Origin of the sequence: Paenibacillus sp. J53TS2 (genome assembly GCF_018403305.1) — a bacterium.
GTDB classification, from domain to species: domain Bacteria; phylum Bacillota; class Bacilli; order Paenibacillales; family Paenibacillaceae; genus Fontibacillus; species Fontibacillus rhizolycopersici.
On the sequence record NZ_BOSK01000001.1, the window covers coordinates 671,348 to 698,000 of the forward strand.

Sequence of the window (26,653 nt, forward strand, 5' to 3'; positions counted from 1 at the left end):
GATGGACAATCAGCCAATGACGCTTCAGGACTTGATTCATCGTTTATCGCCCAACGTTCGGAGAGCCTGGAATCACCGGGTCGACGAGATGACGCTGGCGCCTCGCATCATTTTTGACTATGAGCTGCTGTATATGGAAAAGGGGGAGCTCACCATCCGCGTGGAGAACGAAACGTTCGTCGCCGAGCCCGGGGATATTCTGCTGTTCAAACCAGGACTGGAGCATGCGTTCGTGGAATCGCGGGGAGAGTGCTGGATGCCGCACATTCATTTTGACGTGCTGTATTACGAGGATTTTGAACAGGTGCCGATCAATTTCAAAAATCGCAGCGAATGCACCGAAGAAGAGTTGGCTTGGCTCCGCCCCGACATCCTGGGGAGGGCCTTCGGATTTCCCAACGTCCTGCGTATCGGCAACCATGCCGAGGTGCACAAAACGCTGATGCAGATCATTCATGCCTACGAAAGGCGCGACGCCGACTATCCATTAATGCAGAAATCGCTGGTACTGCGCATTCTTTATTTGTTGCAGAAAGGGCTGAAGGCGAACGACAATGCGCATCTTGTCATGCACCAACGCGCGATGGAACGGGCGGTCACCTATATCATGGAGCATTACAACGAGACGGTCCCGCTGGAGACGTTGTCCAAGATCGCTTGCCTCAGCTTATTCCATTTCTCCCGCATCTTCAAGCAGACGTTCGACCTGACGCCCCATCAGTTCCAAATCCGCTACCGGATCGAGAAGTCGAAGGAACTGATGATGTTTAACCGCTTGTCCTTGTCCACGATCGCCGAAAAGGTCGGTTACAGTAATGTATACTCCTTCAGCAAAGCGTTCAAACAGACCGAGGGTATGTCCCCCCGCCAGTTCATGCGCACGAATTCAAAATCGACCTAAGCCAGACTGGCCGCCCGGCAAGTCGTACGCCAGGCAGCCCGAGATGGATGGGAGGCGAAAACATCGTCCCACGCCACTTAAGGACGCAAATGCTCGCGCAAGAAGGCATAGGCTTTCAAACGATGCTCGTCGGGCCCTTCCTCGTGCCCCATGAACGGGTAAAGCAGCAGCTCCTTGCCCGCTGCGGGATTACGGTTGTAGGCGGCAGCGATCGTTTCCGGCCAGCAGATCAAATCCTTGAAGCCCGCCGAGTATAGCACGGGAACCTTGATTTTCTCGGCTAAATTCAAATTGTCGAAATAACTCAGCGTCGTAAGTACCTGCTCCAACGCTCCCGGAGTTTGGGCTACGAACTCGGCGATTTCCGAGACAGAACCGGTCGAATTCATCAACGCGAATTCCAGGTGGCACAAGTTCGGGACATTGGCGACGGCCACGCGGGGAACCTCGCTTAACGCCGCCATCTGTAACGCTAACCCTCCGCCTTGGCTCGTTCCATACACCCCGATCCGCTCCGCATCAATCTCGGGTTGAGCGCTCACCCATTGCAGCGCTTTCCAGGCGTCAATCGTCATGGCCAATCCGTAGAAGTTCTCCGGTTCCAGCACCCCTTGAGTCATCCAACCTTTGATAGTACCTCGGGCAGAGGACAGATGATTCCCCGTTTCTCCGGTCTGTCCCCGTGTATCCACTGCAAAAACAGCATAGCCCATCTGCAGCCAAATCGCATAATTCTCCGGAATTCCCCGGTGACATTGGTACCCTTGGTAAATCACTAGACAAGCGTGCTTACGCCCTTGCCTTTCCGTGCCCTTTGGGACCAAATACCAACCGTGCAGCGGCGTATCGTCGTACCCTTCAAACTGCACGCGCTCAGCGTCAACCCCCTGCATAAACGTGGCAACTGACTCCCGACGGTCGTGCAGCGGCTTGGCCACAACCCGTTCCAGGGTCCGGCTCCAAAACTCGTCAAAGTCCTCCCTGGCCGTACCCTCCGCCCGATAACGTGCCACATCCGCCATGCGTTCCTGAATCGCTCCCATGATCCGCCTCCTTTTGTGATGGAATAAATAGGCTGGTTTTATTCTACCAAAAAAATCCGCACCCGAGACATGGATCGTTAGATCGCCTCGAGTAGCGGATTTTTACGTCTGTTTATTCCATCATTTCGGTTTCTTCACAAACGGTGCAGCCTTCTCCAGCACCTCGTCTTCTGTCGGTGCGCTGACGTATCTGCCGTTAATATATACGAACGCTCTTTTGCCGCACGGACCGCAATACGATTTGCAGCCGACTTTGATCTCGGCGTCCGGCGCGAGCTTTTGCAGCTTCGGTACAAACGTCTTCATGCGGATATGATTGCATTTATCGCAAATCCGAATATCGTTAGCCATGCCTGGTCCCTTCTTTATCGTTAGCTAAAGCTTAGTGATCCCCGTGATTGCCTTTGGATGGGTTGGTGATAACGAAACCTTCCTCCGGGAAATACAAGTAATCGATCTTCACGCCGTCAAGTAACGGATCGGTACCTTCCACGATCACATCGATCTCCTTGTCGGTTTTAACGATTTGGTCGGCGTCGGCCGGCTTGGCCAAATCCAGTCCGTAGTGGGCATGGTCGCCGTGAGAATGGGTGATGAATACCTTCAACACCATTCCTTGGTTCTCTTCCTTCGCCAGTTCCTTTTGTATCACTTTCGCCGCATTGCGGGTAATTTTGACGTTCATATGATCTCTCCTATCGCACAAAAATATCTTCCTCTAACATTCCTATTGTAAAGAAACGCCGCCCAACAAGCAAGGCCAAACGCTAAGCCTTTGGGATTTTACGCTCCGCCCGGGTGACGAACCAATCCATCAACAGCATCGTCACGGCCATGTCGTCGATGGGAATCCACGGAAGCACATCCGGCAGAACCCAATAGAGCAGCGCCGGTACGACCAACAACAGCTTGTCGGTAAACGGAATTTCACCCGAAGTCAACAGCGGGAGAGTCCGACGAAAAATATGGGACCAATGACGAAGCGACCACCAGCTTTTCCATTTCATCTCCATCCCTCCCTGTCATCAGCTAGTCATTTCTATCCCCTTAAGATACCCTATTTTAACATGTTTCATGGCACAAAAAAATCCGGGTTATCCCCGGATCCTTCTTTCGTATTCCCTGGCTCCAACGGTTACAACAGGTACACAAGCAAAGCCAATACCACCAAATGCGCAGGATAGAAAGCCCTCCATACCCATCGGGGAAGCCGCCAGGTTTCGAGTTTTCGCCACAATCCCGGCCCATATGCAATCACGATCGTTGGCAGAATGCTGGCCAATTGAATCACCCATCCATAGGCGAACAAGTAGACAAGGTTCAAAAGCAGGTGCATCGTCACTGCTTTACCCTGTTCGGCATATTTGAAAATCAGGACTAACAGCAGCCCATACGCTCCGTAATCAAACGGAAGCACTTCCATCATTACGCAGACGCCGGCGATGATCACTGCGGATAGCGGTCCCGGTTTGGCTGCATCAAGCATACGTATAACCAAGGAGGAGACAAACAAGGTGGCCACAACGTTTAACCCGTTCGTATCGAAAGCCAATTGATAAGGAATTTGCGATAAGACAGCGAGCAGAAACAAACGAAGTGCGTATTTCCGGTAATTGGAGGTATGCACATGACCCTGGACAAGCGCATAGGCATAGATTGGAAAGGCAATCCGCCCGATAATACGCCACAGCACTTCTCCGGGAAAAAACAGCAGCCCGACATGGTCGATCAGCATGGTGATCATGGCGATCAGTTGCATGGCCTACACTCCTTTCGTCCATCCAAGAGGTTTACAAAAATTTTGATTTTCATTTATTCAAAACTTCAGTAGACTGAAATTACGCCGCTATGGCGCTTCCAACATAGATAGGGGAGTCATCATGTATTTGTTTATCGTGAATCCAAATGCAGGCAATGGCGAAGGCCGCCGAGTTTGGAACAAAATCAGTAAACTGCTGCGCCGACGGGGGATCCCTTACGAGCATGCCTTTACGGACAGCCGCGAGCAAGCGCATACATTTCTTCGGGGCCGATTGTCCGGCCAGGAGACTTGGAAAGCGGTGGGCGTCGTTGGCGGTGATGGCACGATCCATAGCCTGCTGCCTTCGCTGCGACACTCCGGTGTACCGTTAGCCGTATTCTCGGCTGGCTCGGGCAATGATACCGCCCGTGGATTTGGGATCCCGCGTCGTCCGCGTGCCGCGCTCGAGGTGATGCTAAGCGGACGATCGGTTACAGCCGATTTGATTACCGTCGAGGATCGCAGCACCTTAACCGCACTGGCCGTGGGCTTCGACGCCGAGGTGGCCCGGAACGTGAACCAGAGCCGCTACAAGAAAATATGCAATGCCCTTGGACTCGGCAGACTGGCATATATTATCGGCATCTTTCATACCCTTCTCACTTTCCGTCCGGGTCCATTGAATATTGACTGTGATGGGATTGCTTATCATTTCGAGTCAGCCTGGCTGACGGCCGTCAACAATGTGGACAGCTATGGCGGCGGACTGTCCATCTGTCCTGACGCCAAGCCGGATGACGGCGTTCTCGATCTCTGTATCGTGCATGATTGCTCGAAATTGAAACTGCTGCTATTGTTTCCCACCGTATTATTCGGTGCTCATACCAAGTTTTCGTTCGTCACGATGCTGAGGGGCCGGAACATTACGGTGTCCAGCCCGATCCCGCGCCTAGCCCTGGGGGACGGTGAAGATGTTGCCGCCACGCCGCTTAACGCATCGGCGGATCCGGGTGCCATTCAAATTCTGCGGCCCGTGCCGGAAATGAGCTAACACGTCCGGTCCGTGGTCAAAAAAACCTTTGGACGGGGCAAAGGACCACCCGCCAAAGGTTTTTTTATGGCTTACCCCGCCGGGCTGGACACCTGCCATACGACCGGTGTCAGCTCGATTTGCTCGCCCAGCCACTGGCGGGCGATCTTACGAAACAATTCCGCATCCCCGCTGCAGAAGAACTGGTGTACGGGTACCCGGTTGCCTCGAGCCAAACAACCGCGCTGATGTAGCACGGTACTGATCTCCCTTGCGGTTTCATCCGCTGAACTGATTAACTTCACTTTATTCCCCATCACCTGTTGGATGGGATCTTTTAGAAAAGGATAATGAGTGCAGCCAAGGATTAGACAATCGATAGGGTGTTCCTTCATTCCCCGGAGCGACTGCTGTACCACTTGCAGCGCTTCTTTCGTTTCATATAACCCGTGCTCAACTAGGGGAACAAACTCGGGACAAGCCTCACTGATGATTTCGGTTTGCGGATTAAGCTCTCGCAATGCAGCGGTATACGCCCCGCTTCGGATCGTCCCCAATGTTCCGATCACACCGATTTTACCGGTTTGGGTGGCACTGATGGCTGCTCTTGCCCCGGGGTGGATCACGCCGATCACGGGGATATCCACTTTCGCTTTAATGAAATCGAGCGCGGCCGCCGTTGCCGTATTACAGGCGATTACGATCAATTTAGGTTGAAACTGAATCAAATAATCGACGATTTGCTCGGTAAACAAGCGGACTTCTTCAGGCGATCTTGGACCGTAGGGAGCTCGGGCCGTATCTCCGAAGTAAATGATCTTTTCTCTGGGAAGCTGTCTCATGACTTCCTTGCAGACGGTGAGGCCTCCCACTCCCGAGTCTAGTATAGCGATGGCTTGCTGCACGAACATACCGCATCCTTCATGTTTTAGTTTAATTCCCTCTCGTTAATTTATGACTCCGTTCTGCAAAGGGTACCTAAATCTTAACTCAATTTGCAGTGTGGAACAAGAAAACCTACTATGATGAAAAAAAAAGGAAAAAGACCCGGAGCGGGCCTTTTTCGGGTGAACGTGTACGTACGAGTTATTTGTCTTCTTCGCTTTCGCTGGTTGCTGCCGCTTCTGAAGTTGCGACTTCCAGCACGTCGGCTTCAGTCGTTTCTTCCCCCGCTACAACGCCGAGGACCACCGTCTCCTCATCGGCCACGGACTCCTCATCCGCTGCAAATTCAGAGACTTGAGCCATGTTCTCTTCCTCTGCATCCTTCGCAGGCAGACGGCTTTGAATTTCGCTGATCAAGCCTCCCGCCGCTTCCTTCACCTTACCTACTAGAACGGTGCTCTGCTCCGACACCTTACCGGCAACCTCTTGTGTCTTCTCGCCAACCTGACGAGCACCGTCGGCAATATCCTTGCGTAGTTCTTTCCCGGCTTTGGGAGCAAACAGCAGCGCCGTTACCGCACCGGCAACCGTACCGATGGCAGCACCCCATAACCAACCCTTATTTCCTTTGCTCACGACTCATCTCTCCTTTTCGGCATCTCTCCGCGAATGCCTATATCGATAATGCATTATAAGCAGCGACGGCCCGTCTGGTCACACCTGTATAGAATTATTTTTGGGCTTGTCCAGACCGGATCAAACACCTTCCTGATCAAGGTACTTCAGCACTTTTGCCGAGAAATCCTGCAAGACGTCGGGCAGTCGCTCCCTCAACCCGATCACCTCCTGCCGGTCCCAAGCGAAATAATCCTGCACTAGCGGTTTCCGCAGACGAACCAACTCAATCAGCGTGGCATGCAGCGTGGCACCTATCACTTTCTCGTCCAGCAGGATGTCTACGATATCTTCATAACTGCTCGCATCGCGCATGATGAAGCCGTCGATCAAATAGCTGCCCACATCCGTTACGATCTCGATGGCTAAATGCAGCGCTCGTTCTTCGGCATACCGCCCCAACAAGGTCGAAGCGGACAACGCGGATTCATGTAACGCCTGCAGCAATTCCGGTAGCAGCTCCAGCCTGCGTTCGATTTGTTCCCGGTTTACATAATACACGGGTATTCCCTCCTCCGGCCCAACCTAGAATTCGAAATCGACCGCAACCTGGCTTTCACGTACCTCGTTCATGTGCTCAATGACTTTTTTATGCTCCGGATGAACCTGGTAACCGTCCAAATCAGCGAGCGAGTCAAAGGTTGCAATTAACGCAATGTCATAGGAACGAGGGGAACGGATCACATCCGTGCCCACCTCCAGGCTTCTCAGTTGCTCCACTTTGCCCTGCAAGCCACGCAGCACCTCAACCGTACGTCCAACACTCTCCGGCGACGCATCTTTCAGTTTGAACAAGACGATATGTTTGATCATGGATGAATCCTCTCCTCACGTAACTTTTCAGTATCTATTTTCAGCATAACATAAAGGATACCCGCCGGAAAGTAAGCCCCACCCGAACTCTATCAAACTATTTTCATATGATATATTGTCTCTTTGACTAGAGATGAAGTCTGATTGAAAAGAGGTGAAATGGATTGACGATCCTGCGTTTTCTGCTGCACGAACCGCTGCGAAGGCGAATTCGCCTGCTGCAAGCCGAGCTTGAGCTGCTGGCCAGCCGGGTGGAGCATCTGGAGCAAGCGCTCGAGGCTGCCTCCTTTCCGGATTCCGATACCCGCCAGCGGATTGAATCCTCGATCGGTCTTCGGATCACGATCGAGACGGCCGGATCCGATATTAACGGCACACTTGTCGCGGTTCGCCCAGATGCATTGGAGTTGATCGATGAATCGGGGCGACAAGTTATCGCACCGACCGCAAAAATCACGGCGATGAAGGTGTAAGCGATAGTGTTATGCCGGGTTCCCTTTCCGGCAACCCTTAGTTGCCGGAAATTGGGGGGCCGCATTTTTTTGCAATGGGATATTGACAGCCCGGCCGCATTTTAATAAAATGAAATAGTCGCTCACGGGGCCTTAGCTCAGCTGGGAGAGCGCATCGCTGGCAGCGATGAGGTCAGGGGTTCGATCCCCCTAGGCTCCACCATACATAAAGTCTAACAGCTCATTTGGAGCTGTTTTTTTATTTATACCACGTGTCAAAAGACGCCTCGGATCCTGATCACCAATCAGGTTTTCCTGGGGCGTTTTTGTATCTGACTTCCTCACTCACTCGTGCGAAGATCTTCCATTTCAATCACCTCGTACAACCGGCTAAGTGCATTCACCTGAGCCAGAAGCGTCTTGTTTAAATGAGCGGACATCTGATGGGCATATGTTAAAAACTCCTCGACCTGATGGGAATTTATTCTTTTCAGCGAACGTTTAAGCGCAACGGTTTCCTCCGAATAAACGCAGCTTTGCAACACCTGCATCAACCTGATTTTGAATAGAAGCACCCCGTCGTATAAGCGATATCCGTTCGCGGGATTTCGTTCTACCGTAAGAACCCCTTCCTTTTCCCAATATCGAATCGTTGATTTAGGGACTCCCGTTTTAAGGGAGGCTTCATAAATATTGAAAAGTTGTTCCCGGTCAAATTCTTTAGTTCCGTCGGTATAAAGCTCCAATTCGCGTATGAGTCCGGCTAATCTCTCTCTTTCTTCGTAGAGAATGATTTCCTTTTCCCTAACGATCCAGAGTGCGATGTCCCATTCGTTTTTTTGCAGGTGGATGAGTACGGTTGTGGTTACTTCCATTCCAAATGCAACAGACATCGCTTGGATGCATGCCAAATAAGCTTCATGCCGCTCTGTATAGATGCGATATCCATTGGCTGAACGCGCAGAAGGAGGGATTAACCCTTTCGCTTCATAATTCCGCAATGTACTGGCGCTGATATGAAACTTATCCGCAGTTTTTCGTGGACGCAAAGTCACGGCTTCACCTCTTAACATTCATAGACTTATAAGGTTTTAAGTTAATAATGCAGTGATTTCAGCACTTAATTATGCTTAACCTTTCAATTTGCTTCTATGTTATACAATGGCTTTAAACAAAACAAGGAGGAGATGTAGATGAACCCGCAAGATCTGCCCCTTTTCCACCCCGACATGTCGATCGAGGAGATTGGCGAAGAAGGGAATCGGTATATCGGCACCGTATGGAAGTCTCTTTATGACTCAATGCATGAGGAGCTAACGAAGGCTTTTCTCGAAATCGAGGATGCGGCATATGCGCTGTATTTAAACCAACTGATGCCGCCGTTGTTCAATCGCTTAATGGAGACCGGATTCGAGGTTATAGCCCCTGTGGAAGAAGATGATTTCGTCATCGGTCAATGCTTGATTTTCAGAAATTCCCTTGAAAAGTGGGGCTCCGAGGAGAACAGATCGAGAATATTCTGGAACGTTATCCATCGAAAGGGGACGCTTCCCCTCGGGACTTTGTTAACGGAAATTCCCCATTCCCATTTGAAATTCGACATTCCGGAAACTCCGAAGCTTTATACGTTGAGGGAGAGCGTTAAAGATCGTATTTTGCATGGAGTTCGCCACATCAAAGACAAATGAAATCGTTGCGGGAGGAAAATCATGATCACAGGCCCAAACCCTAATGTGAAATATCCGATCCCTGGAAATTCCAATCTGCAGTTTATTAAAAATACCATTACCAAGCCGAATATTATTGCTGGCGAGTACTCTTATTATGAAGCCTCCAACGGGGAAGCGTTCGATGATCAAGTCTTGTACCACTATGAAGTTATCGGAACGAAGTTGATCATCGGCAAGTTTTGCTCCATCGCTCCTGAAGTTCGATTTATGATGGATGGAGGAACCCATCGAATGGATGGATCGACGTACCCTTTTAACCTTTTCGGAAACGGGTGGGAAGCATTTACTCCTACCTTGGAGGATTTGCCGATTAAAGGGGATACGGTGGTCGGCAACGATGTTTGGATCGGCAGACACGCGACCATTATGCCTGGAGTAAAAATTGGCGACGGGGCCATCATTGCCGCCGAATCCGTCGTCGTTAAAGATGTGGACCCCTATACGATCGTCGGCGGCAATCCTGCTAAGGAAATTCGCAAACGCTTTGCGCCTGAAGTCATCCAAGCGTTGCTGGACATCCGATGGTGGGATGCCGACATTCAGGTCATTAATTCCTATATCGGCGCCATCGTCAGCGGGGATATCGAAACGTTAAGTAAGATGAAATACGCTCCATAAACTCTACATGAAGGAGGGAAATTCCAATAGCGCCACTTATCGCATTAGTAACGTCCTTCGTGATATTCCGTTCGGTCGGTTTGCTAGGTTGGACCTACTTTGATAGTTGGCACTCCTCGCTGCAAGCCGCAGTCGTTGTCATGTTGTTGCTTGCGGCTTCTGCTCATTGGGGAAAGAGGCGCCAGGACCTCAACCGTATGGTTCCTCCCAGCTTTCCCAACGCCGCTTGGGTGGTATCCGCAACAGGGGTTCTGGAAATCGCGGGGGCTATCGGAATCCTGATTCCCTCCCTTTCTCTCCTTGCCTCCATTTGCTTGGTTTTATTGTTAATCGCCATGTTTCCCGCCAATATTTATGCGGCAAACCAAGGGATAACCATCGGCGGACAGCCCGTACCGAAGTTGGGGGTACGCAGCTTGCTGCAGATTGTATTTATCGCAGCTATCCTCTTATCCTCACCGATCTTTGGGTAGTGAGACGGGGAATGGCTCCGGTAGGAAGAAAGAGGTTGATCCGTAGGGATCAGCCTCTTTCTTGAGATGTACTGTGGGTTCGCAAGCTGCTGTTCAAGGCTTAAAGCTCATAGTAATTACCGCGCCTTTACCATAGCGTTTACTTTCCCTCAAAAGCCCGTTGCAACTCCGCAATGTCAAACTTCTTCATTTTCAAAAAGGCCTGCGTCACGCGATTGCGTTGCTCCAATGTTCCCTGGTTCATCATCTCGTCCAAGTCGGAAGAAGAGATTTGCCACGAGACGCCGAACCGATCCTTGAGCCAACCGCATTGTTCAGCCTCGGGAACGGCAGAAAGACTTTCCCAATAATGATCGATTTCCTCCTGCGTTTCGCAGTTTACCAAGAGAGAAATCGCTTCGTTAAAGCTGAACCCATGGTCATACGCGCTGTCCATCGCTGCGAACCAGGCGTTCTCCAACCTAAAATCAGAGAACATCACCGCCCCCTCTTGGTCCGGTTCTTGGCCGGGGCCATACTTGACGATCGTGCCCGGTTTCGCATTCCGGAATACGGAAAGATACAATTCACGTGCTTCTTCCGCCTTGCCACAGTTATCCCCTATGAACATCATGGACGGAACAATCGCTGGACGCGGCTCCCCCTCCGGATTTGTTAACATCAACTGCCATGTGAACCCATACTTGTCCTGAATCCAGCCATACCACTCGCTGAAAGGATATCGATCCAACGGCATAAGCGCAGTCCCGCCGTCAGACAGCTTGTTCCACACCTCATCAAGCATCTCTCTGGCGTTAGGGTCTCTGGAGGGGTCGAAATTGACGATGCACGAAATAGAAGGATTCGGTTGGAAGAACGGGCCTGCTGAGATCGCCATAAATGGAACCCCCCAAACCGTGAACGTCCCGCGCTTCTGAAGCAAAGAACTCGAGTGCTACGGGCGTTGGAAGACGGGGACGGAAATGTGGCTTGGATCGGTTTACTTACGGCGGAGCGCATCGTTCGTGAGCATCTGGAAGAAATGAAGTCTTTCGGGATTGATTACGACTTGCTGGTGTGGGAGAGCCGTATCGTCCGGGAAGGGTTTTGGGATTCGGCCTTTCGGTTGCTTCAGCAAACCGAGCAGTTTCAAAGGGAAACGTCCGGGAAGCTGGAAGGCTGCTGGGTGCTGAAACAGCCGGTGCCCGATTCAGAAACGGGGCCCGATACCGAACATCAAGCCGATAAGGTTCTCGTTCGGTCTAATGGAATTTTGACCTACACAGCCAAGGATATCGCGTACCATCTCTGGAAGTTCGGTTTGCTGACGAACGATTTTCGGTATAAAGGGTTTGCGGATGGGCTATGGTCCACGCATGCAGAAGGGATCGCCGCCGATTACGGCAAAGCAGACCTCGTGGTGAACGTGATCGACCGCAGGCAGGAGTACCCGCAGGCGATGGTAAAGCAAGCACTGGAGGTCCTGGGATTTGAAGCTTCGGCGAAGAACCTGCGCCACGTCGGCTATGGCGTTGTTTCACTAAGCCCTGGTGCGGCAAGGGATTTGAGTATCGACACCTCCGACGGCAAAACCGCATACGCCATGTCCGGACGACAAGGAATCGGTATCAAAGTGTCCGATTTGCTGTGCCTCATGGAAGCGCAAATCGAAAGCAAGCGCTCCGATCCCGAGGGGTTGTCCAGCCGCTTGATCGCGGCTGCAGCAATCCGTTACTACTTACTGCGGTACGCATTACCTACCGAAGTGGTGTTTGATATTCAACAGGCTACGGAGACGACAGGCAATACCGGCGTATATCTGATGTACGCCCATGCCAGAGCCGCCGGCATCCTGACCAAAGCCCAAGCAAACGGGCTCCTGCGAAGGGAGTCGCTCCCGGAAGACTTCACCCCGTTGGAACGGGCTGAACATGCCTTGCTTAGGCAGATCGCGGCTTGGCCGGATACGCTGAGTGCGGCTTGCGAGGAACTGTCCCCTACGCCGATCTGCCATTTTGCCTATGAGCTCGCCACCTTGTTTAATCATTTTTATACGGCTTGTCCAATTCTGAAGGCCGAGCCGAATCGGCAACCGTTCCGGCTATGGCTCACTGCCAATTTTAAGAATACAATTGCCGATGCACTGGATGTGATAGGGTTGCCGGCCCCGGATCGCATGTAAGCGGCAAGAACATCGGCGAAACGGACCAACCGATCCCGAAGCGGCGCGGCCGATTATCCGGCCGCGCCGCTTCATGGGCGGAGTTCTGCCTCTGCCGTGCAACGTTTAAACGTTTAATTCTCTTTTGCGATATGCCGTATAAGTGGCAATGACCAGCACCGCCACCAAAATGACGGATAGAGCGGCAATCCCTGCATGAATCCCTTCTCCCTTTACGATGCGTTCATAGCTGAAGTACTTAAAGGGAGAGAGCACGTTTAAAGCATCCAGTTCGTCTGTCAAGTCGGTGATTTTGGAAATGACGAAGCATCCCAGCAGGATCCCTGTGGCAATGGAGCCCGCGGTTTTAGGCCGTTTCAACAAGGCTGAAAGTGCCGTTCCCATCGATAGGAAGATGAACTGAACCAGCAACAAGCTGGTCATGAATTGCAGGATTTCCCCTGTGATGGCCTCTCCTTTATTGTAGGCGGAGACCATCACGAGCGAGGAGACCAGGGTGACGAGATTCAGAATCACCACTTGGACCAAAGAGGCCAGCAGTTTGGCCGTAATGACGTTTCCCCGCGACACCGGCTTCGCCATAAGGAATTCGACCGTTTTATCCCGTTCCTCTTTGGCGATGATCCCGCTCCCCAGCAGCACCGCATGAATAGCCACTGTCAGCTCGATATACAAAAATAACATGGCAAAGAATCCGCTCATTTGCGTGACATCAAACGACCCGATTCCAAGCAACGCCTTCATCGTTTGCGGTAAGGCATCAAATACCTCGCTGCTCGCGCCGCCGGCAGAATAGGCCGAATACTTGCTCATCCCGCTGACGACCAGCAAGAACAGGCACACGCCCCAGATGATCAGGCCCTTCCGGTGCGCCCTGAGTTCCCTTCTGAATATATTCATCGCAACTCCTCCGTTCGATCGAGTCCAAAGCGCAGTTTTTAGCTGACGGCATGGATATCTTTTTTCAGGTATACCGCGTAACTCAACGCCATCGCAACCACAACAATAACGGAGCCGGCGATTAGGTAAGGCGTCTCGTAACCGGCATGGGCCAGAATGTAGGAAGGCTCGAAATATTTAAAGGGCGAGACAAAACGTAAAACCTTTTTGTCCTCCCCGGTCGCGAGCAAGGCGCCAATCAAATATAATCCGAACACAACGCCCAGCGATAACGGAAGGACGCTCCGGAGTTTGGTAAAAAACACGGAGGACGCCATGCCGATCGCCAGGAACATGAGCTGAACAAAAAGTAGAGTCAAATTGATCATCAAAAATAGCTTTTGGCTGAAATCCTCTATTTTGACTCCGTTAGCGATAAGCGACGTTGCCGCGTAGAAGACGATATCCATCGCCGCCAAGATCAGCAAAGCTGCCAACAGTTTGGAGTTGACGACTTGCGCTCGCGACACGGGTTTGACCAGTAGAAAATCCGCTGTTCTCTCCCTCGACTCCTTGGTCAGAATCGATACACCAAGGTTCATTGCCTGGATCGCGCCACATAAAGCGATAAAGGAGAAAATCATGGAATATAGCCCCAAGATCGAGGTGACCGTATCCAAATCAATGCCCAGCATGGCCTGAACGGATTCCGGGTAACTGCCGAGCAGCTTTTTGAAATCCAACGCATCGCTCGCTACGCTGGGATAAATGGACAAGTAGAGCGCAGCCAAGGCGATCATTGCGCAGGTCCAAACAATCGCTGATTTCCTCATTGATTTCAGTTCATGCAGTACCATATTCATGGCAGCTATTCCTCCTTCACATAGTAATGCATGAAGATTTCCTCCAAATCAGGCTCCACGATAGAGATGTTGGTCAGTTCAACCTCGGCAATTCTTTGCATCATCGCGTTAAGGTTGCCTTTAAAGATGAAGCTGGCCGCAGAGCTTTTCAACTCAAGATTACTGACACCGTCCATTTGGAAAGCAGTCGGATCGATCGCGAACTTTGCCTCCAGGCTAACTTTCTTGTAACTGTTGTCCTGCAGGTCGCTTATCTTCTCTTGTTTGATGATCCGCCCTTCCTTAATGAAGGCGACGCGGCTGCACATCTTCTGCACTTCACTGAGGATATGGGACGAGAAAAATACGGTCGCCCCTTTCCGGTTCTCCTCCGCGACCAGTTCAAAAAAGGTCTGCTGCATCAGCGGATCCAGCCCGCTGGTTGGCTCGTCGAGAATAATGAGTTTCGGCTCATGAAGCAGCCCCTGCACAATTCCAACCTTCTTTTTATTACCAAAGGATAGGTCGTCGATTTTCTTCTTCAGATCCAAGTCCATTCGCTCTGCCAGTTCCTTGATTCGTTTAGTGCAATCCTTCTTGTAAAAGCTTGCGGAATAGTTGAGCAAGTCGATCACGCGCATGCCATCATAATAAAAGACTTCCGAAGGCAGATATCCGAGCTCCCTGCGGATCTCGGGGTGTTGAATGCAGCTCTTGCCAAACAGGGTTGCACTGCCGCTTGTCGGGTAAATGAGTCCTAACAGTGTCCGAATCGTCGTCGACTTCCCAGCCCCATTGGGACCGATAAAGCCGAAGATCTCCCCCTCTTCTACCTGCAGGTTTACGTCGGTAATGCCTCTCGAGTTCCCATATTTCTTTGTGAGGTTTTTCACTTCAATCACGCTCATGGTACGCCCTCCTTCTCGAATAAACCGCCGCCACTTACAAATACTCCGGCCGATAAAACTGCGCTTTCAGCATGTCGATGCTACGGAAAAACTCCCTTGCGATGACCTCGATATCTATTTTGTTCCCCCTGGACATCTGACTGGTAAACCCCTCCGCCATCCAGGTCAGCATGTTCATGAGAAGCTGCAGATCGATACCTTCCTTAAACTTCGATTCATCCACACCGGACAAGGCGATCCGATTCCGGATGTCCTCCCCTTTGGCCAAAATCGCCGTAATGTCCTGCCGCACTTCCTCATTCGTTTCGAAATACACACTGGTCAAAAAAGACAGCACTGCCGCATGCCTCCCGATTACAGACACTTTAATGTTCGTGGCTTGCTTAATCCTTTCGAAGAAATCCGTCAGTGTTTCATCGAACTTCGCATTGATTTCGTTCATCACTAAATCGCTGCAGTAGTTGATCAAATAGAGATACAACGCTTTCTTCGTGCCGAAATAATGGAAGACCATCGCCTTAGAAATCCCGGCCTCCGCGGCGATGTCGTTCATCGACGTCTTCTTGTACCCGTTGGTACCGAAACACGCTAAAGCCGCATCGATAATGCCATGTTGTTTTTCCAAGGGCAAACTCCAAAATTTCTCCATATCTTCACCTCCCGTGCACCATAAACCGAATCGGTCGATAAGATCATACTGCCATAAACCGATTCGGTCAATAGTTTTTCGAGGCGATTCCTGAATAAATCTTTCTATCGATAAGTATGTTTTACTGGAAGGCATGAAAGCGGATACAACGTAATGTCTTTCACAACCTGAGAGGAGCCAAACCCAAAGAGGATACGAAAACAGGGAGGGAACAACATGTCATTCATGAAAAAGAGAAGTTGGGCCATCGCTTCCGTTTTGTTGTGCACGGCCTTGGGCGGGACACTGCTAGCCGGGTGTTCCGGGTCCGGTGACAAGTCGGGCAGTTCCGGAAAAACAACGATTACCGTGACGTACCGGGATGACGGAGCTGGAGAGAAAGGCTCGCTGTATCGTTGGCTAACGGAAATTGCCGCTGATTATCCAAATAAGGAGGTCGAGATCAAACCGGCGCCGATCCAAGCATCGGAAGGTGATTATTTTGCCAAGATTGCCTTGGCCTTAAAGTCCAAAGATACTGCGCCGGATATCGTAACAGAGGATACGTTTATCCTCAATTCCGACGCCAGTGCCGGCTATCTGGAACCGCTGGACGAACGGTTGAAGGGCTGGGAGGACTGGACGAACGGTTCGTTCATCGAGGCGATGAAGAAGGGCGTAACCGCCAGCGACGGCAAGGTGTACGGAGTACCGTATAATACCGACTCACGCGGGCTTTGGTACAACAAGCAAATCTTCAAGCAGGTGGGCCTCCCCGAGGATTGGACACCGAAGAACTGGGAGGAAGTGCTTGATGCGGCTCGCACAGTGAAGGAGAAGGCGCCGGACATCGTTCCAATCTGGATGAACATGGGAAAGGCGACCGGGGAAGCCACGTCCATGCAAACGTACGAAATGCTCTTGTATGGTACGGGCGAACGGCTGTATGACGATGCAAGCGGCAAATGGATCATTCAAAGCCAAGGGATCTTGGATGCGTTAGGGTTTGTTGAAACCGTGAACAAGGAGAAGCTTGGACCTCCGCTCTCCAAAGTCCTGAACGGGCAGGCCGGCAACACCGCTTCCCGCGAATATTTGCCACAGGGCAAGCTAGCCATCTCCCTCGACGGTTCCTGGATCACGGGCAACTATCTTGATTCCGGAGCATCCCCTTGGCCGGAATACAAGGATGTGTTAGGCTTTGCCCCCATGCCAACCAGCCAAGGCCAGGCACCGGGTTCCATCACCCTTGCCGGAGGCTGGGCCTTGTCCATTCCAAGCAACGCCAAGCATAAAGACGAAGCCTGGGAGTTTATCAAATATGCGCTAAATAAGGAAAACAGCCAAAAGCTGGTTACCGCTTCGGGTAATATTACCGTCCGGGCCGATGTCGCCAAGGATCCGGGGTACACAAAAATGCCGTTTAACGAGATCGCTACGGAATACTTACAGAACGCCGAGTTCCGCCCGGCGCAGGACAAATACCCGGAGGTATCGACGCAAATCCAAACGATGGTTGAGTCGGTTGCCACAGGTACTTCCCCTTCGGATGCAGCCCAAAAGTATGCCCAGGACGTGACCCGCATCGTAGGTGAGAACGGAGTCATCCAAAAATGAGCAGCATGGCGGCGGAAGGTTACTCCAGAAAACGAAATTCGTACGCATGGCTGTATTTCATGCTCCCTTCGATTGCAATCATGCTGGTATTTTTTATCTATCCGGTCTTTCTGACCTTCTTTTACTCGTTTACGAACCTCGCCTTAACGGGGGAATCCGCCAGAGAACTGAAATTCGTCGGTTTCGACAACTATCTCCACATGTTCAAAGACCCGACGGTTAAGATCAGCATATGGAATACGCTCGTCTTTCTGTTTGGCTCGGCGGTCATCGGGCAGCAGGTGCTGGGCTTTCTCATCGCCCTGCTTATGAAGCATAAGAATAAGACGTTCCGCCGGGTCATCGGCACGATTGTCCTGGCCGGTTGGGTCACCCCGGAGATCGTCTGCGCATTGTGCTTGTACAGCTTCTTCGGTGACGAAGGCACGCTGAACTCGATCATCACCTCGCTGGGAATTCCAGCCGTTACTTGGCTGTATACCGTTCCGATGCTGACCATCATCCTCGCCAACATTTGGCACGGCACGGCCTTCTCGATGCTGGTCTTTCAAGCGGCGTTGGACGATGTACCAAGCGAGGTGGAAGAAGCCGCGGTTGTTGACGGCGCCTCACGGTGGCAGGTCCTGACTCGGATCATTATCCCCTACATCAAGGAGACCTTTACCACCAACATGATGCTGGTCACGCTGCAGACATTGGGCGTCTTCGGGTTAATCTACGCCATGACCGGCGGGGGGCCGGGTACATCCACGACCACGCTGCCAATCTTTATGTACAACCAAGCCTTCGTGAACTATCAACTCGGGTACGGCACCGCGATCTCCTTACTGCTTCTGTTAATCGGGATCGTGCTCAGCTTGTTCTATACCCGCTCGTTGAAATAGTCCAAGTGCAAGGAGACTTCGTTATGAGCGCAAAACAACGGAAAATCATCTACCGAATCATGCCCTATGCGATCCTCACCTTCATCGGGATCTGCTTCGTCTTGCCTTTGTTATGGGTCGCGGTTGCTTCCGTCGACGCCAATGCAATGCAAACACTGAAGCTGCCGAAGGCGGTGACGGCGGACAATTACATCGAGGTCATCACCAGCCGCGAGAACCAGCGCGCATTCCTGATTGGCTTGATCATGTCGCTGGGGCAGGCGGTGCTTGTCGTCATCTTGGCGCTGCTCGCTGCCTATCCGTTGTCCCGGTACCAGATGAAGTACAAGAAGCCGTTTATGCTGACCATCTTGTTCATGACTTCTCTGCCGATCACCGCGGTAATGGTCCCGGTTTATCAGCTGTTCCTTAGCCTGAAGTTATATGACCAGATCTTCGGCGTGATCCTGTTTTATGTGGCTTCTTCCATGCCTTACGGCATATGGATGCTGAAGAACTTCATGGACTCCGTCCCACTGGATATGGAGGAAGCGGCTTGGGTAGACGGGGCCTCCGTGTTTATGGGGATCCGTAAGGTTGTTGCGCCACTGATGGTCCCGGGGATCTGTACGGTGGCGATCTTCACCTTCTCAGGCAGCTGGGGGAATTTCTTCGTCCCTTACATTTTGCTGCAAAATCCGGAAAACTTCCCGGCTTCCCTAAAGCTGTACCAGTTCTTTGGTCAATACGGGATGATTGAATACGGCAATCTTGCTGCTTTCTCCATTATGTACGCAATCCCGTCCATTGTGCTGTACATCTTATCCCAACGATTTATGTCCAAGGGGTTCGGTTTGCAAGGGGGAACGAAAGGGTGATGCGCGGACCTTTGCTTACCCTTCCTTGCCTTCTGTGCTACGCACCTGCATCTGTTGATAATGTTCAGCCATCGTCTGGCTGACTTCCGCCATGCGTTTGATCAAGACGTCAGGCTCCATGATCGTTAGAGCTTTCCCATACGGTAGCAAGTAATAAGGCACATAGGTGAGCAAGGAGGCGCTTTCCATCCGGAAAACCGCCTCCTCTTCGTTTCGTTGAACTAAGGTGTGACCAAACAGCCAGTGACGCTGCAGCTCGTTTAAGGCTCGTTCGTGGCCTTGGATTCTCACCGTGAGTAAGGAGGCATCCTCCAACGACTCCGGCAACAAATTCCCTAACAAGAACGCTTTGGCGGAAAAATGGGACGGCCGTTCGAACCGCTCCTCGCTACGTTCCAATCGTTTGATCCGGTCGACCCGAAAACTGCGAAGCCGCTGCCGCAACCGACAGTAGCCGACAGTATACCAGCTCCCCTTCCAGTGTACGATGCCGTAAGGATCGAACACACGGTCGACGGCGGCCTCATCTTTACCTCCCCGGTACGCCATCTCCAGCGAACAGCCTTCAGCCGACGCCAGTTCCAGAGTTTGCAGGAAGGACTGCTCCCTTTCATCCACCGGCGGATAGATCACCGACATGCCGCGACCGTGGCGTTCGATTTGCTCCAGCTGTTCTTCGTTCGTGTACAGCTTCAGCTTGTCCACCGCGCGGATTAACGCCTCACTAAACGGATATCCGGCTTCCCGGGCAAAAATCGAAGCATGCACCAGCGCCTTCTGCTCCTCCGCGTCAAACATCAGCGGCGATTCCGCAAATCGGCCGAGAATCCGGTAACCGCCGCCCGGCCCGGCATCGGCCACAATTGGCACGCCGCTGGCACAGAGCGAGTCGATGCATCGGTACACAGTACGGATATGAACCTCCAGCTCGTCGGCCAGCTGACGGGCGGTCATCTTCCGGCCAGACCGAAGGAGCCATAGAATCGACAACATATGATCCGCTTTGGACATGCGCATCACCCTTTCCGGTGAAATGTTGCTTCTATTTTAACCGCCCTGACCGCTTTAGGCCAGCGGCTCCATTCCTTGTTCGATCCAGGACTCGTAATTCGGTCCGTAGACATCGGGTAGACGAAGCCCGGCCTGACGTATCAATACGGTCATTTGTCCCCGATGGTGCGCTTGATGCATGAGTGTAAACCGGAGTGAGGCTCCGTTCGGCCACGGTTCGCCCGCGATTTCCGTCGTTGCCAGCAGCTGTTCGTCCGTCCACTCAGATCGGACCGCCTCGATGAGCGCCTCGCTGATGCGATGGTACTCCTCCGCAATCTCTGCCGCTGATGCAGGAACATGCTCACCGCCAGCCGGGCCAGCGAAATTCAAACCGCAATGGGTCATGTAATGGATCGATCCAACCAAGTGCCAAGCAATCTGCCCTAAAGTTCTGCGTCCTTCCACAATCGGCTGGGATAATGATGCATCGGTTAGCGCTTCCATGATGCGTTCCGTCAATTTACTCTCCTCCGTCCAGGCTTCAATAAACTCTTCGATTTTGGCAAACATCTTGTTTCCTCCCGCAAAATATAGTTTTGACTTGAGTATAGCGAGGAAACACTGACAGTTACGGTCAGTGTTATAAAAAAAACAAAGGCCCCGCTGCAGCAGGGCCCTTGTGGAGGTGTACGCCTCAATTATACGATAAGCGCTCTGGAAACGATGACCAACAGGATGAACAGAACCAGGATTGTACCCGTAGAAGTCCAGAAACCACCGTAACCTACGTTGCCTACGCCATTTTCATATCCCGACATTGATTTTTCCCTCCTTTTTAAATATAGAACATCATATTACGACCTGCTTGCGAACGATCGGGACATTCGCGGAGTTCAGCAAAAATGGGTTTATCATGCCAGATTGTCTAAATAACCTGAGCTTCAGATCCGGTCCATTGCAGCCGCCTAATCACGACTTTTGCTCATTGCATATGATGAAACAAGTCAATCTTAAAAGCAGGTGGTGTTCTTGGGAGGAAAAAAAAGACGTCAGTACCAAAGACTCCAAGACAATGATATCTCCTCGGATGACCTGGCGATTATCGGAGCCGGGTTCACCGTGCTCGGGGATTTTTTCGATTTGCTCTCCCTGTTAAAGCTGAAGGAAGAAAAAGCAGGGAACGGCAGCGGCACATCCAGCAGCGATACCGAGGAAACGCTGATTGACGAATTCATGCTGCTCCGAAGCAAACCCGAAAATAAAAAAAGTCGAAAGAAATAACAAGGGCGCAGGATCAACATCCTGCGCCTTTTGGGTATTACCGGGATAGTTTGGCTATCTTCAGCCTCCATCGACGCCACTTCATATACACGAGCAGCACGAGCAGCGCCCCCAACCCCATAAAAAAATACTTCAAATATTTCTCAACCAGGTCGATGGCGACCTGCCACTGTTCGCCAAACACAAATCCAATGCTCACAAAAGTAACGACCCAAAGAGCTGCCCCGGTGTAAGCATACAAAGCGAAGGTTCGAAATGGGATGCGGATAATACCGACGAAATAACCGAAAAACTGTCTAACACCAGGCACGAAGAAACTGATCAACAGCATCTTGTTGCCATATTTCTCATAGACTCGTCTTGTTTTGTCCAAATGCGAAGGTTTTACCAGAATCCACTTTCCGTACCGTTCGATCAGCGGCGCGCCAACCCGGTGTCCGATCCAATAGGTGATGGTCACTCCGATCACCGCCCCTGCGTATCCGGCCAGCACAGCCGGCAGAAAATCAAGGAGGCCCTTATAAGCCAAATATCCGGTATAGGTCAATGTCGTTTGACCCGGCGGTAGCGGCAGCGCGATAAAATCGATGGGAAGTCCGAGCAGCAGGACAAAATAGCCGTATTGCTCAAACATCCTTTCTATCCAATCCAGCACGTTCATGATCTAATCTCCTTTAGTCATTCCAGGCGCTGCCAACGCCACTTGTGTCCTTTCTTCCATGTTATCAGTATATACGGAGATTTTCCAATCTAAAAGGGACCCCGGACGGGGCGAACCCCCGCCCCGGGTCCGGTATTGTCCCCGAAAACGAGAAGAAGGCCAGACCGGAAAGGGAGTCCCCGGTTGACCTGTTTGTTTGGTGAATCCAGCAGCCGGGCTTAACCGAACCGACCGGAAATATAATCGTCCGTCCGTTTCTCGGACGGATTGGTGAAGATCTTGCTCGTATCGTCATACTCGACCAGTTCCCCCATCAGGAAGAAAGCCGTCTTCTCTGACACTCGAGCCGCTTGTTGCATGTTGTGCGTCACGATGATGATGCAATAATCCTTCTTCAGATCAGCAATCAATTCTTCGATTTTGGCACTGGACACCGGATCCAGGGCTGAAGCCGGTTCATCCATCAGGATGATGCTCGGACTAACCGCTATCGAACGGGCAATGCAGAGGCGCTGCTGTTGGCCGCCGGATAAAGCTAAGGCGGAGGTATGCAGTCGATCTTTCGTCTCGTTCCATAGCGCCGCTTTGATAAGCGATTCCTCGACGATTTGATCCAGCTTCTTCTTATTCCGGATCCCGTGGTAACGCGGCCCAAAAGCGATATTTTCATAAATGGACTTATGGAACGGGTTCGGACGCTGCCAGACCATGCCGATCTTTTGCCGCAGCAGCACGACATCCGTCTTCGGAGCATTGATATTGTCTTCCCCGATCCAGATTTCTCCCGTGATCTTTGCTCCGCTGATGAGGTCATTCATCCGGTTTAAGCTGCGCAGAAAGGTGGATTTACCGCAGCCGGAAGGACCGATCAATGCGGTAACTTGCCGGGAGGCAAAATCAAGCGATATATTCTTAACGGCTTGCTTCTCTCCGTAAAAAACACTTAAGTCTTTCGTTGATAATTCGATATTAGGCACTTGGCTTCGTCCTCCTATTTCGTCGCCGTAAATTTCTTGAGCATCACGCGTCCGAGCCAGCGGGCCAGCAAGTTAAATGCCAGCACGGTCAATATCAGTACGGCCGAAGCGCCGGCGGCGATTTCGGGTGCGTCCGGTGCCAAACCTTCGGAATTGATCTTCCAGATATGAACGGCCAGCGTTTCCGCCGGACGGAACGGATTTAGCGGTGACGTCGGACTAAGCGGATTCCAGTTGCTAAAGTCAAGCCGCGGACTGCTCATGCCGGCGGTGAACAGCAGCGCCGCAGCTTCACCAAACACGCGACCTGCAGCCAGGATGGTCCCGGTCAGGATAATCGGCGTAGCGATCGGGAGCATGACCGATTGGATCGTTTTCCATTTGGACAAGCCCAACGCCAAACTGGCTTCCTTCTGAGCCTGCGGCACGCTGGCTAATCCCTGCTCCGTGATCCGCACCATCAGCGGCAGATTGAAAATCGTTAAAGCCAATGCACCCGAGAACAGGGAAAACCCAAATCCGAATACATTTACGAGTACGAGCAGACCGAACAAACCAACGACGATCGACGGAAAAGAGGATAACACTTCCACGATCAAACGGATAAAATCGGTGATTTTCCCCGGTTTGGCATATTCGCTCATATAGATCCCTGCCCCGATACCTAGCGGTACGGTGATGATCATCGTTAAGACCAGAAGGAATAAAGAGTTGAATAATTGCGGGCCGATCCCGCCGCCTTCCTTAATCGTTTCGGGCGGTGACGTAAGAAAGTCGAAGCTGATATGCCCCAACCCCCGAACTAAAATAAAGCCGAGTAAACCCGCCATAATGAGAACGATCAATCCGGCCAAAGCGACAATGACGGCCGTTGCGATTTTGTCTACAGTTTTTGCGCTCATCGTTTTGCTCTCCTTTCCAGCCACCGGACGATAAAGACGAATATGAACGTCATTAGCATCAAGATCAGCGCCAGCGTCCAAAGGACATTGTTTTGCGTCGATCCCATCACCGTATTCCCCATACTCAGTGTAATCACGCTGGTCAAGGTGGAGGTGGATTCAAAGAGAGAACGCGGAATATGCGGCGCATTCCCGATGACCATCTGTACCGCCAGGGCTTCCCCGAAAGCCCGGGCCATGCCCAATACGACCCCAGTTAATAAAGCCGGCATGGTTGTCGGCAAGACGGTCCGATACAAGGTTTGCCAGCGCGTTGCGCCGAGTGCGTAAGAACCTTCTTTCAAACCGGGAGGCAGAGCAGCTAGCGCATCGGTGGCAATCGAAGTTATCGTTGGCAAGATCATAATCGACAACACGGTCGCTCCGGCCAAGATACCAAGACCTTGTCCCGGGAAAATATCCCGGTAGAAAGGCACGATGACGCTGAGCCCCACAAAACCATATACAACGGAAGGGATCCCAGCCAGCAATTCGATGACCGGCTGCAGATATTTCTTCCCGAACTTTGGCATAATTTCGACCATAAATAAAGCTGCGCAAATGCCGAGCGGGGCCGCGATCAACGCCGCCAAAATCGAGGTGCCGAATGAGCCCAAAATAAACGGAAGGGCACCGAATACCGGAGGTTCCCCATCCGGTTTCCAGTTCGTACTGCCGAATATTTCGCGAAATGCGATCCCGTCTTGAAAAAAGGTGCTTAACCCCTTGGTTGCTACGTAATAAACCATCGAGAAGATGGTGACGACCAGCAATACGATACAAAACGAAGCGTAAATTTTGCCGGTCCATTCCTCGACGATATGCGGTTGTATTTTTTTTCTTCCGCCGGACTGAGCCATGAAACCTCTCCCTTTAATAACAGCACAGAAAGAGGCAGAACAGTCCGCCTCTTGCCGCGCCGATATGATGTTATCGAGTCCTATTGGTTACTTCTGTGTGATCTTGCCATCCACATCGCGTTGAACTTGCATTTTGCTTGCCGGAATATAACCAAGCTCTACAACGTCGCCGTTGTCGCCTTGTACGTCAGGGGAAACCATGAAGTCCAGGAACGCTTTAACAACTTCGTTTGGCTCGCCTTTGGTGTACATGTGCTCATAGGCCCATACCGGATAAGTTCCGTTTGCTACGTTCTCTTCTGTAGCTTCAACGCCTTCGTATTTCACAACTTTGACGGAATCGTCAAGGTAGGACAAGGCAAGGTAACCAATCGCCCCCGGCGTTTCGCCGACAAGCTTCTTAACCGTACCGGAGGAATCCTCTTGGATCGAACCTTGCAGGTCTTCCGTTTTTGTGCCCAAAGCATATTTCTCGAACGTTGCGCGAGTCCCGGAGCTCGAAGGACGGTTGACGATTTGAATCACTTGATCGGGACCGCCAAGGTCTTTCCAGTTCGTGACTTTACCCGTGAAAATTTGTACCAGTTGGTCTTTTGTCAAATTGTCGATGGTGATATCCGGATTCACGACGGCAGCCATCGCCACGACTGCAACTTGATGGTCAACCAGTTCGCCGGCTTGAGCAGCTTCCAGCTTCTCTTCCGCGAAAACGTCGGAGTTCCCGATGTCCGCCTGTCCTCCGGAGACCTGCGTCAGACCCGTGCCGCTGCCTCCACCTTGAACTTGTATAGAAACTTTAGGATTTTGATCCATGAATTTTTTCGATACTTGGTCTACCAAAGGTTGCAATGCCGAGGAACCTACCGCCAGGATCGACCCGGAAAGTTCCGACGTTGCTGCGTTGCCGCCGTTGTTCGCGGATGCTTCATCCGTAGTGCCGCCGTTCGTTCCAGCCGTGTTGTTTTGTGCCGCGTTGTTGTTTTGACCACATGCCGCCAGCGTCAAGCTCAACACCAATGTCAAAACCAATAGCATACTCTTTTTCATTGTCTTAGGTATCCCCCTTATGTGTTTTACAATTTGATTATAGAAAGCGAAGATCAATCCTGTGTTTTCGTTTTGTAAACTTTGTGTAAAATGATGAGACATACCTCATCTAGTTCTGATTATTCTGTGCAAAATATAAAAAAAACACTCTCGCGCTTAGCAGCGAAGAGTGCTTTAGTAAAAGAAACTATTCCGTGACCCCCGTATTTTTGGAGAGCAGGCCCTTCAGTTCTTTCATAAACATATTGATATCTTTAAATTGACGGTAAACCGAAGCGAACCGGACATAGGCCACCTCGTCCACCGGATATAACTGCTCCATGACTAATTCGCCAATCCCCCGGCTTTCAACCTCTGCGTTGGCCGAATGGCGCAGGGAACGTTCCACCTCGGAGACGATCGATTCCAGCTGCTCAACGGAAACCGGGCGTTTCTCGCAGGCTCGGATCAAGCCTCTCAGCATTTTCTCCCGACTAAATTCCTCGCGACTTCCATCCTTCTTAATCACGATCAGCGGCATTTCCTCCACCATTTCAAACGTTGTAAACCGACGACTGCATTTCTCGCACTCGCGGCGACGACGGATCGAGCGGTTCTCGTTAGCCGGCCTTGAATCCAGCACTTTCGTCCCTAAATAATCGCAATACGGACATTTCAAGCTAGAACACCTCCCCTCTAAATGCCGTAATGACGGCCTTTTTTACTTAATGGCAATAAATTACTTTAGATTCATCGGATTGAAGTTGATAGTCCGGC

34 protein-coding genes, 1 tRNA gene and 1 pseudogene are annotated in these 26,653 nt (G+C 51.4%); 12 read left to right on the forward strand and 24 right to left on the reverse strand.

Features of this window, described 5'->3' with window-relative positions; all coding sequences use genetic code 11:
- Window position 1: 1 nt before the first annotated feature.
- The gene (locus KJS42_RS03135) at window positions 2-901 is read left to right on the forward strand and encodes an AraC family transcriptional regulator (RefSeq protein ID WP_193418441.1); all 900 of its coding nucleotides are present in this window, start codon (window positions 2-4) and stop codon (window positions 899-901) included.
- A gap of 77 nt (window positions 902-978) precedes the next feature.
- Here KJS42_RS03135 and KJS42_RS03140 read toward each other — a convergent pair whose 3' ends face one another.
- The 5 genes from KJS42_RS03140 to KJS42_RS03160 all read right to left on the reverse strand — a co-directional run bounded on the left by KJS42_RS03140 (window position 979) and on the right by KJS42_RS03160 (window position 3,703).
- Entirely contained in the window at window positions 979-1,944 is a 966-nt protein-coding gene (locus tag KJS42_RS03140; RefSeq protein WP_213621946.1) for an acetylxylan esterase, read from the reverse strand.
- Window positions 1,945-2,064: 120 nt separating this feature from the next.
- Window positions 2,065-2,295, reverse strand: coding sequence for a YuzB family protein (locus tag KJS42_RS03145; RefSeq protein ID WP_155604996.1), 231 nt, complete (start codon window positions 2,293-2,295; stop codon window positions 2,065-2,067).
- Window positions 2,296-2,326: 31 nt separating this feature from the next.
- Window positions 2,327-2,629, reverse strand: a complete 303-nt coding sequence (locus tag KJS42_RS03150; RefSeq protein WP_155604995.1) for an iron-sulfur cluster assembly accessory protein — start codon at window positions 2,627-2,629, stop codon at window positions 2,327-2,329.
- An 82-nt stretch (window positions 2,630-2,711) separates the two neighbouring features.
- Window positions 2,712-2,951 (reverse strand): hypothetical protein, encoded by a 240-nt coding sequence (locus tag KJS42_RS03155; protein WP_155604994.1) that lies wholly within the window; start codon window positions 2,949-2,951, stop codon window positions 2,712-2,714.
- Window positions 2,952-3,079: 128 nt separating this feature from the next.
- Complete coding sequence (locus KJS42_RS03160) at window positions 3,080-3,703, reverse strand: TraX family protein (RefSeq protein WP_155604993.1); 624 nt, start codon at window positions 3,701-3,703, stop codon at window positions 3,080-3,082.
- Window positions 3,704-3,824: 121 nt separating this feature from the next.
- Between KJS42_RS03160 and KJS42_RS03165 the strand changes: the two genes are divergently transcribed.
- On the forward strand, window positions 3,825-4,736 hold the full coding sequence (locus KJS42_RS03165; protein WP_193418445.1) for a diacylglycerol/lipid kinase family protein: 912 nt from the start codon (window positions 3,825-3,827) through the stop codon (window positions 4,734-4,736).
- Between the two features lie 71 nt (window positions 4,737-4,807).
- On the opposite strand, the gene racE is transcribed toward KJS42_RS03165, so the two are convergent.
- The 4 genes from racE to KJS42_RS03185 form a co-directional block, all read right to left on the reverse strand.
- Window positions 4,808-5,626: a glutamate racemase gene (gene racE / locus KJS42_RS03170; protein WP_155604991.1), complete on the reverse strand. Its 819-nt coding sequence runs from the start codon at window positions 5,624-5,626 to the stop codon at window positions 4,808-4,810.
- Window positions 5,627-5,801: 175 nt separating this feature from the next.
- The gene (locus KJS42_RS03175) at window positions 5,802-6,236 is read right to left on the reverse strand and encodes a YtxH domain-containing protein (RefSeq protein WP_193418449.1); all 435 of its coding nucleotides are present in this window, start codon (window positions 6,234-6,236) and stop codon (window positions 5,802-5,804) included.
- 120 nt (window positions 6,237-6,356) lie between these two features.
- Window positions 6,357-6,776 carry a DUF86 domain-containing protein gene (locus KJS42_RS03180; protein ID WP_213621947.1) on the reverse strand — a complete coding sequence of 140 codons (420 nt, stop codon included), beginning with the start codon at window positions 6,774-6,776 and terminating at the stop codon, window positions 6,357-6,359.
- A 24-nt stretch (window positions 6,777-6,800) separates the two neighbouring features.
- Complete coding sequence (locus KJS42_RS03185) at window positions 6,801-7,088, reverse strand: Dabb family protein (protein ID WP_155604990.1); 288 nt, start codon at window positions 7,086-7,088, stop codon at window positions 6,801-6,803.
- A 164-nt stretch (window positions 7,089-7,252) separates the two neighbouring features.
- Here KJS42_RS03185 and KJS42_RS03190 point away from each other — a divergent pair, with 164 nt between their 5' ends.
- Together KJS42_RS03190 and KJS42_RS03195 are read left to right on the forward strand one after the other, a co-directional pair.
- The gene (locus KJS42_RS03190; protein ID WP_193418453.1) at window positions 7,253-7,561 is read left to right on the forward strand and encodes a hypothetical protein; all 309 of its coding nucleotides are present in this window, start codon (window positions 7,253-7,255) and stop codon (window positions 7,559-7,561) included.
- A gap of 126 nt (window positions 7,562-7,687) precedes the next feature.
- A tRNA-Ala gene (locus tag KJS42_RS03195) sits at window positions 7,688-7,763 on the forward strand.
- A 118-nt stretch (window positions 7,764-7,881) separates the two neighbouring features.
- Here the strand turns inward: KJS42_RS03195 and KJS42_RS03200 are convergent.
- Complete coding sequence (locus tag KJS42_RS03200; protein ID WP_244868362.1) at window positions 7,882-8,595, reverse strand: MerR family DNA-binding transcriptional regulator; 714 nt, start codon at window positions 8,593-8,595, stop codon at window positions 7,882-7,884.
- A 138-nt stretch (window positions 8,596-8,733) separates the two neighbouring features.
- Between KJS42_RS03200 and KJS42_RS03205 the strand changes: the two genes are divergently transcribed.
- Genes KJS42_RS03205 through KJS42_RS03215 form a run of 3 tightly spaced genes read left to right on the forward strand, consistent with a single transcriptional unit; the run spans window position 8,734 to window position 10,361 of the window.
- Window positions 8,734-9,228: a DUF6022 family protein gene (locus KJS42_RS03205; RefSeq protein WP_213621949.1), complete on the forward strand. Its 495-nt coding sequence runs from the start codon at window positions 8,734-8,736 to the stop codon at window positions 9,226-9,228.
- Window positions 9,229-9,249: 21 nt separating this feature from the next.
- A complete protein-coding gene (vat(I), locus tag KJS42_RS03210) occupies window positions 9,250-9,888 on the forward strand; it encodes a streptogramin A O-acetyltransferase Vat(I) (protein WP_213621950.1) in 639 nt (212 codons plus the stop codon).
- A gap of 59 nt (window positions 9,889-9,947) precedes the next feature.
- Window positions 9,948-10,361: a DoxX family protein gene (locus tag KJS42_RS03215; RefSeq protein ID WP_306433124.1), complete on the forward strand. Its 414-nt coding sequence runs from the start codon at window positions 9,948-9,950 to the stop codon at window positions 10,359-10,361.
- Window positions 10,362-10,500: 139 nt separating this feature from the next.
- Here KJS42_RS03215 and KJS42_RS03220 read toward each other — a convergent pair.
- Window positions 10,501-11,265: pseudogene (locus KJS42_RS03220) on the reverse strand (VOC family protein); the annotation flags it as partial.
- 60 nt (window positions 11,266-11,325) lie between these two features.
- On the opposite strand from KJS42_RS03220, the gene KJS42_RS03225 reads away from it, so the two are divergent.
- Complete coding sequence (locus KJS42_RS03225; protein WP_306433125.1) at window positions 11,326-12,522, forward strand: DALR anticodon-binding domain-containing protein; 1,197 nt, start codon at window positions 11,326-11,328, stop codon at window positions 12,520-12,522.
- Between the two features lie 105 nt (window positions 12,523-12,627).
- Here the strand turns inward: KJS42_RS03225 and KJS42_RS03230 are convergent, their stop codons facing one another.
- From KJS42_RS03230 to KJS42_RS03245, 4 genes are read right to left on the reverse strand one after another with little or no spacing between them, the layout of a single operon-like run.
- On the reverse strand, window positions 12,628-13,422 hold the full coding sequence (locus KJS42_RS03230) for an ABC transporter permease subunit (RefSeq protein WP_213621952.1): 795 nt from the start codon (window positions 13,420-13,422) through the stop codon (window positions 12,628-12,630).
- Between the two features lie 38 nt (window positions 13,423-13,460).
- A complete protein-coding gene (locus KJS42_RS03235) occupies window positions 13,461-14,264 on the reverse strand; it encodes an ABC transporter permease subunit (protein WP_213621953.1) in 804 nt (267 codons plus the stop codon).
- 5 nt (window positions 14,265-14,269) lie between these two features.
- On the reverse strand, window positions 14,270-15,151 hold the full coding sequence (locus KJS42_RS03240) for an ABC transporter ATP-binding protein (protein ID WP_193419102.1): 882 nt from the start codon (window positions 15,149-15,151) through the stop codon (window positions 14,270-14,272).
- Between the two features lie 34 nt (window positions 15,152-15,185).
- Window positions 15,186-15,800 (reverse strand): TetR/AcrR family transcriptional regulator, encoded by a 615-nt coding sequence (locus tag KJS42_RS03245; protein ID WP_213621954.1) that lies wholly within the window; start codon window positions 15,798-15,800, stop codon window positions 15,186-15,188.
- Window positions 15,801-16,025: 225 nt separating this feature from the next.
- Here KJS42_RS03245 and KJS42_RS03250 point away from each other — a divergent pair, with 225 nt between their 5' ends.
- The 3 genes from KJS42_RS03250 to KJS42_RS03260 are packed head-to-tail and all read left to right on the forward strand — an operon-like array spanning window position 16,026 to window position 19,137.
- Window positions 16,026-17,396, forward strand: a complete 1,371-nt coding sequence (locus KJS42_RS03250) for an ABC transporter substrate-binding protein (RefSeq protein ID WP_418888793.1) — start codon at window positions 16,026-16,028, stop codon at window positions 17,394-17,396.
- On the forward strand, window positions 17,393-18,280 hold the full coding sequence (locus KJS42_RS03255; RefSeq protein WP_193419098.1) for a carbohydrate ABC transporter permease: 888 nt from the start codon (window positions 17,393-17,395) through the stop codon (window positions 18,278-18,280). Before KJS42_RS03250 ends, KJS42_RS03255 begins: the two co-directional genes overlap by 4 nt.
- Before the next feature lie 23 nt (window positions 18,281-18,303).
- Window positions 18,304-19,137, forward strand: a complete 834-nt coding sequence (locus tag KJS42_RS03260; RefSeq protein ID WP_155604972.1) for a carbohydrate ABC transporter permease — start codon at window positions 18,304-18,306, stop codon at window positions 19,135-19,137.
- Window positions 19,138-19,152: 15 nt separating this feature from the next.
- Here the strand turns inward: KJS42_RS03260 and KJS42_RS03265 are convergent, their stop codons facing one another.
- The 3 genes from KJS42_RS03265 to KJS42_RS03275 form a co-directional block, all read right to left on the reverse strand.
- A complete protein-coding gene (locus tag KJS42_RS03265; protein ID WP_213621955.1) occupies window positions 19,153-20,148 on the reverse strand; it encodes a helix-turn-helix transcriptional regulator in 996 nt (331 codons plus the stop codon).
- 54 nt (window positions 20,149-20,202) lie between these two features.
- On the reverse strand, window positions 20,203-20,700 hold the full coding sequence (locus KJS42_RS03270; RefSeq protein WP_213621956.1) for a DinB family protein: 498 nt from the start codon (window positions 20,698-20,700) through the stop codon (window positions 20,203-20,205).
- Between the two features lie 128 nt (window positions 20,701-20,828).
- On the reverse strand, window positions 20,829-20,948 hold the full coding sequence (locus KJS42_RS03275) for a sporulation protein YjcZ (protein ID WP_193419096.1): 120 nt from the start codon (window positions 20,946-20,948) through the stop codon (window positions 20,829-20,831).
- A gap of 205 nt (window positions 20,949-21,153) precedes the next feature.
- Here KJS42_RS03275 and KJS42_RS03280 point away from each other — a divergent pair, with 205 nt between their 5' ends.
- A complete protein-coding gene (locus KJS42_RS03280) occupies window positions 21,154-21,411 on the forward strand; it encodes a hypothetical protein (RefSeq protein ID WP_244868363.1) in 258 nt (85 codons plus the stop codon).
- Window positions 21,412-21,448: 37 nt separating this feature from the next.
- Here the strand turns inward: KJS42_RS03280 and KJS42_RS03285 are convergent, their stop codons facing one another.
- The 6 genes from KJS42_RS03285 to nrdR all read right to left on the reverse strand — a co-directional run bounded on the left by KJS42_RS03285 (window position 21,449) and on the right by nrdR (window position 26,555).
- Complete coding sequence (locus KJS42_RS03285; RefSeq protein ID WP_155604968.1) at window positions 21,449-22,072, reverse strand: DedA family protein; 624 nt, start codon at window positions 22,070-22,072, stop codon at window positions 21,449-21,451.
- Window positions 22,073-22,290: 218 nt separating this feature from the next.
- Entirely contained in the window at window positions 22,291-23,049 is a 759-nt protein-coding gene (gene pstB, locus KJS42_RS03290) for a phosphate ABC transporter ATP-binding protein PstB (RefSeq protein WP_193419092.1), read from the reverse strand.
- 14 nt (window positions 23,050-23,063) lie between these two features.
- A complete protein-coding gene (pstA, locus tag KJS42_RS03295) occupies window positions 23,064-23,951 on the reverse strand; it encodes a phosphate ABC transporter permease PstA (RefSeq protein ID WP_193419090.1) in 888 nt (295 codons plus the stop codon).
- Window positions 23,948-24,850 carry a phosphate ABC transporter permease subunit PstC gene (gene pstC, locus KJS42_RS03300; RefSeq protein ID WP_155604965.1) on the reverse strand — a complete coding sequence of 301 codons (903 nt, stop codon included), beginning with the start codon at window positions 24,848-24,850 and terminating at the stop codon, window positions 23,948-23,950. Before pstC ends, pstA begins: the two co-directional genes overlap by 4 nt.
- Before the next feature lie 87 nt (window positions 24,851-24,937).
- Window positions 24,938-25,897, reverse strand: coding sequence for a phosphate ABC transporter substrate-binding protein (locus tag KJS42_RS03305; protein ID WP_213621957.1), 960 nt, complete (start codon window positions 25,895-25,897; stop codon window positions 24,938-24,940).
- Between the two features lie 187 nt (window positions 25,898-26,084).
- The gene (gene nrdR, locus KJS42_RS03310) at window positions 26,085-26,555 is read right to left on the reverse strand and encodes a transcriptional regulator NrdR (protein WP_068786490.1); all 471 of its coding nucleotides are present in this window, start codon (window positions 26,553-26,555) and stop codon (window positions 26,085-26,087) included.
- Window positions 26,556-26,653 lie beyond the last annotated feature (98 nt).

What these genes read in the sequence shown, in the direction of transcription:
- KJS42_RS03135 (WP_193418441.1), top strand. Translation starts at nt 2, where the DNA reads ATGGACAATCAGCCAATGACGCTTCAGGACTTGATTCATCGTTTATCG.
- KJS42_RS03140 (WP_213621946.1), bottom strand. Translation starts at nt 1,944, where the DNA reads ATGGGAGCGATTCAGGAACGCATGGCGGATGTGGCACGTTATCGGGCG.
- KJS42_RS03145 (WP_155604996.1), bottom strand. Translation starts at nt 2,295, where the DNA reads ATGGCTAACGATATTCGGATTTGCGATAAATGCAATCATATCCGCATG.
- KJS42_RS03150 (WP_155604995.1), bottom strand. Translation starts at nt 2,629, where the DNA reads ATGAACGTCAAAATTACCCGCAATGCGGCGAAAGTGATACAAAAGGAA.
- KJS42_RS03155 (WP_155604994.1), bottom strand. Translation starts at nt 2,951, where the DNA reads ATGAAATGGAAAAGCTGGTGGTCGCTTCGTCATTGGTCCCATATTTTT.
- KJS42_RS03160 (WP_155604993.1), bottom strand. Translation starts at nt 3,703, where the DNA reads ATGCAACTGATCGCCATGATCACCATGCTGATCGACCATGTCGGGCTG.
- KJS42_RS03165 (WP_193418445.1), top strand. Translation starts at nt 3,825, where the DNA reads ATGTATTTGTTTATCGTGAATCCAAATGCAGGCAATGGCGAAGGCCGC.
- racE (WP_155604991.1), bottom strand. Translation starts at nt 5,626, where the DNA reads ATGTTCGTGCAGCAAGCCATCGCTATACTAGACTCGGGAGTGGGAGGC.
- KJS42_RS03185 (WP_155604990.1), bottom strand. Translation starts at nt 7,088, where the DNA reads ATGATCAAACATATCGTCTTGTTCAAACTGAAAGATGCGTCGCCGGAG.
- KJS42_RS03205 (WP_213621949.1), top strand. Translation starts at nt 8,734, where the DNA reads ATGAACCCGCAAGATCTGCCCCTTTTCCACCCCGACATGTCGATCGAG.
- KJS42_RS03230 (WP_213621952.1), bottom strand. Translation starts at nt 13,422, where the DNA reads ATGAATATATTCAGAAGGGAACTCAGGGCGCACCGGAAGGGCCTGATC.
- KJS42_RS03235 (WP_213621953.1), bottom strand. Translation starts at nt 14,264, where the DNA reads ATGAATATGGTACTGCATGAACTGAAATCAATGAGGAAATCAGCGATT.
- KJS42_RS03240 (WP_193419102.1), bottom strand. Translation starts at nt 15,151, where the DNA reads ATGAGCGTGATTGAAGTGAAAAACCTCACAAAGAAATATGGGAACTCG.
- KJS42_RS03245 (WP_213621954.1), bottom strand. Translation starts at nt 15,800, where the DNA reads ATGGAGAAATTTTGGAGTTTGCCCTTGGAAAAACAACATGGCATTATC.
- KJS42_RS03250 (WP_418888793.1), top strand. Translation starts at nt 16,026, where the DNA reads ATGAAAAAGAGAAGTTGGGCCATCGCTTCCGTTTTGTTGTGCACGGCC.
- KJS42_RS03255 (WP_193419098.1), top strand. Translation starts at nt 17,393, where the DNA reads ATGAGCAGCATGGCGGCGGAAGGTTACTCCAGAAAACGAAATTCGTAC.
- KJS42_RS03260 (WP_155604972.1), top strand. Translation starts at nt 18,304, where the DNA reads ATGAGCGCAAAACAACGGAAAATCATCTACCGAATCATGCCCTATGCG.
- KJS42_RS03265 (WP_213621955.1), bottom strand. Translation starts at nt 20,148, where the DNA reads ATGTCCAAAGCGGATCATATGTTGTCGATTCTATGGCTCCTTCGGTCT.
- KJS42_RS03270 (WP_213621956.1), bottom strand. Translation starts at nt 20,700, where the DNA reads ATGTTTGCCAAAATCGAAGAGTTTATTGAAGCCTGGACGGAGGAGAGT.
- KJS42_RS03275 (WP_193419096.1), bottom strand. Translation starts at nt 20,948, where the DNA reads ATGTCGGGATATGAAAATGGCGTAGGCAACGTAGGTTACGGTGGTTTC.
- KJS42_RS03285 (WP_155604968.1), bottom strand. Translation starts at nt 22,072, where the DNA reads ATGAACGTGCTGGATTGGATAGAAAGGATGTTTGAGCAATACGGCTAT.
- pstA (WP_193419090.1), bottom strand. Translation starts at nt 23,951, where the DNA reads ATGAGCGCAAAAACTGTAGACAAAATCGCAACGGCCGTCATTGTCGCT.
- pstC (WP_155604965.1), bottom strand. Translation starts at nt 24,850, where the DNA reads ATGGCTCAGTCCGGCGGAAGAAAAAAAATACAACCGCATATCGTCGAG.
- KJS42_RS03305 (WP_213621957.1), bottom strand. Translation starts at nt 25,897, where the DNA reads ATGAAAAAGAGTATGCTATTGGTTTTGACATTGGTGTTGAGCTTGACG.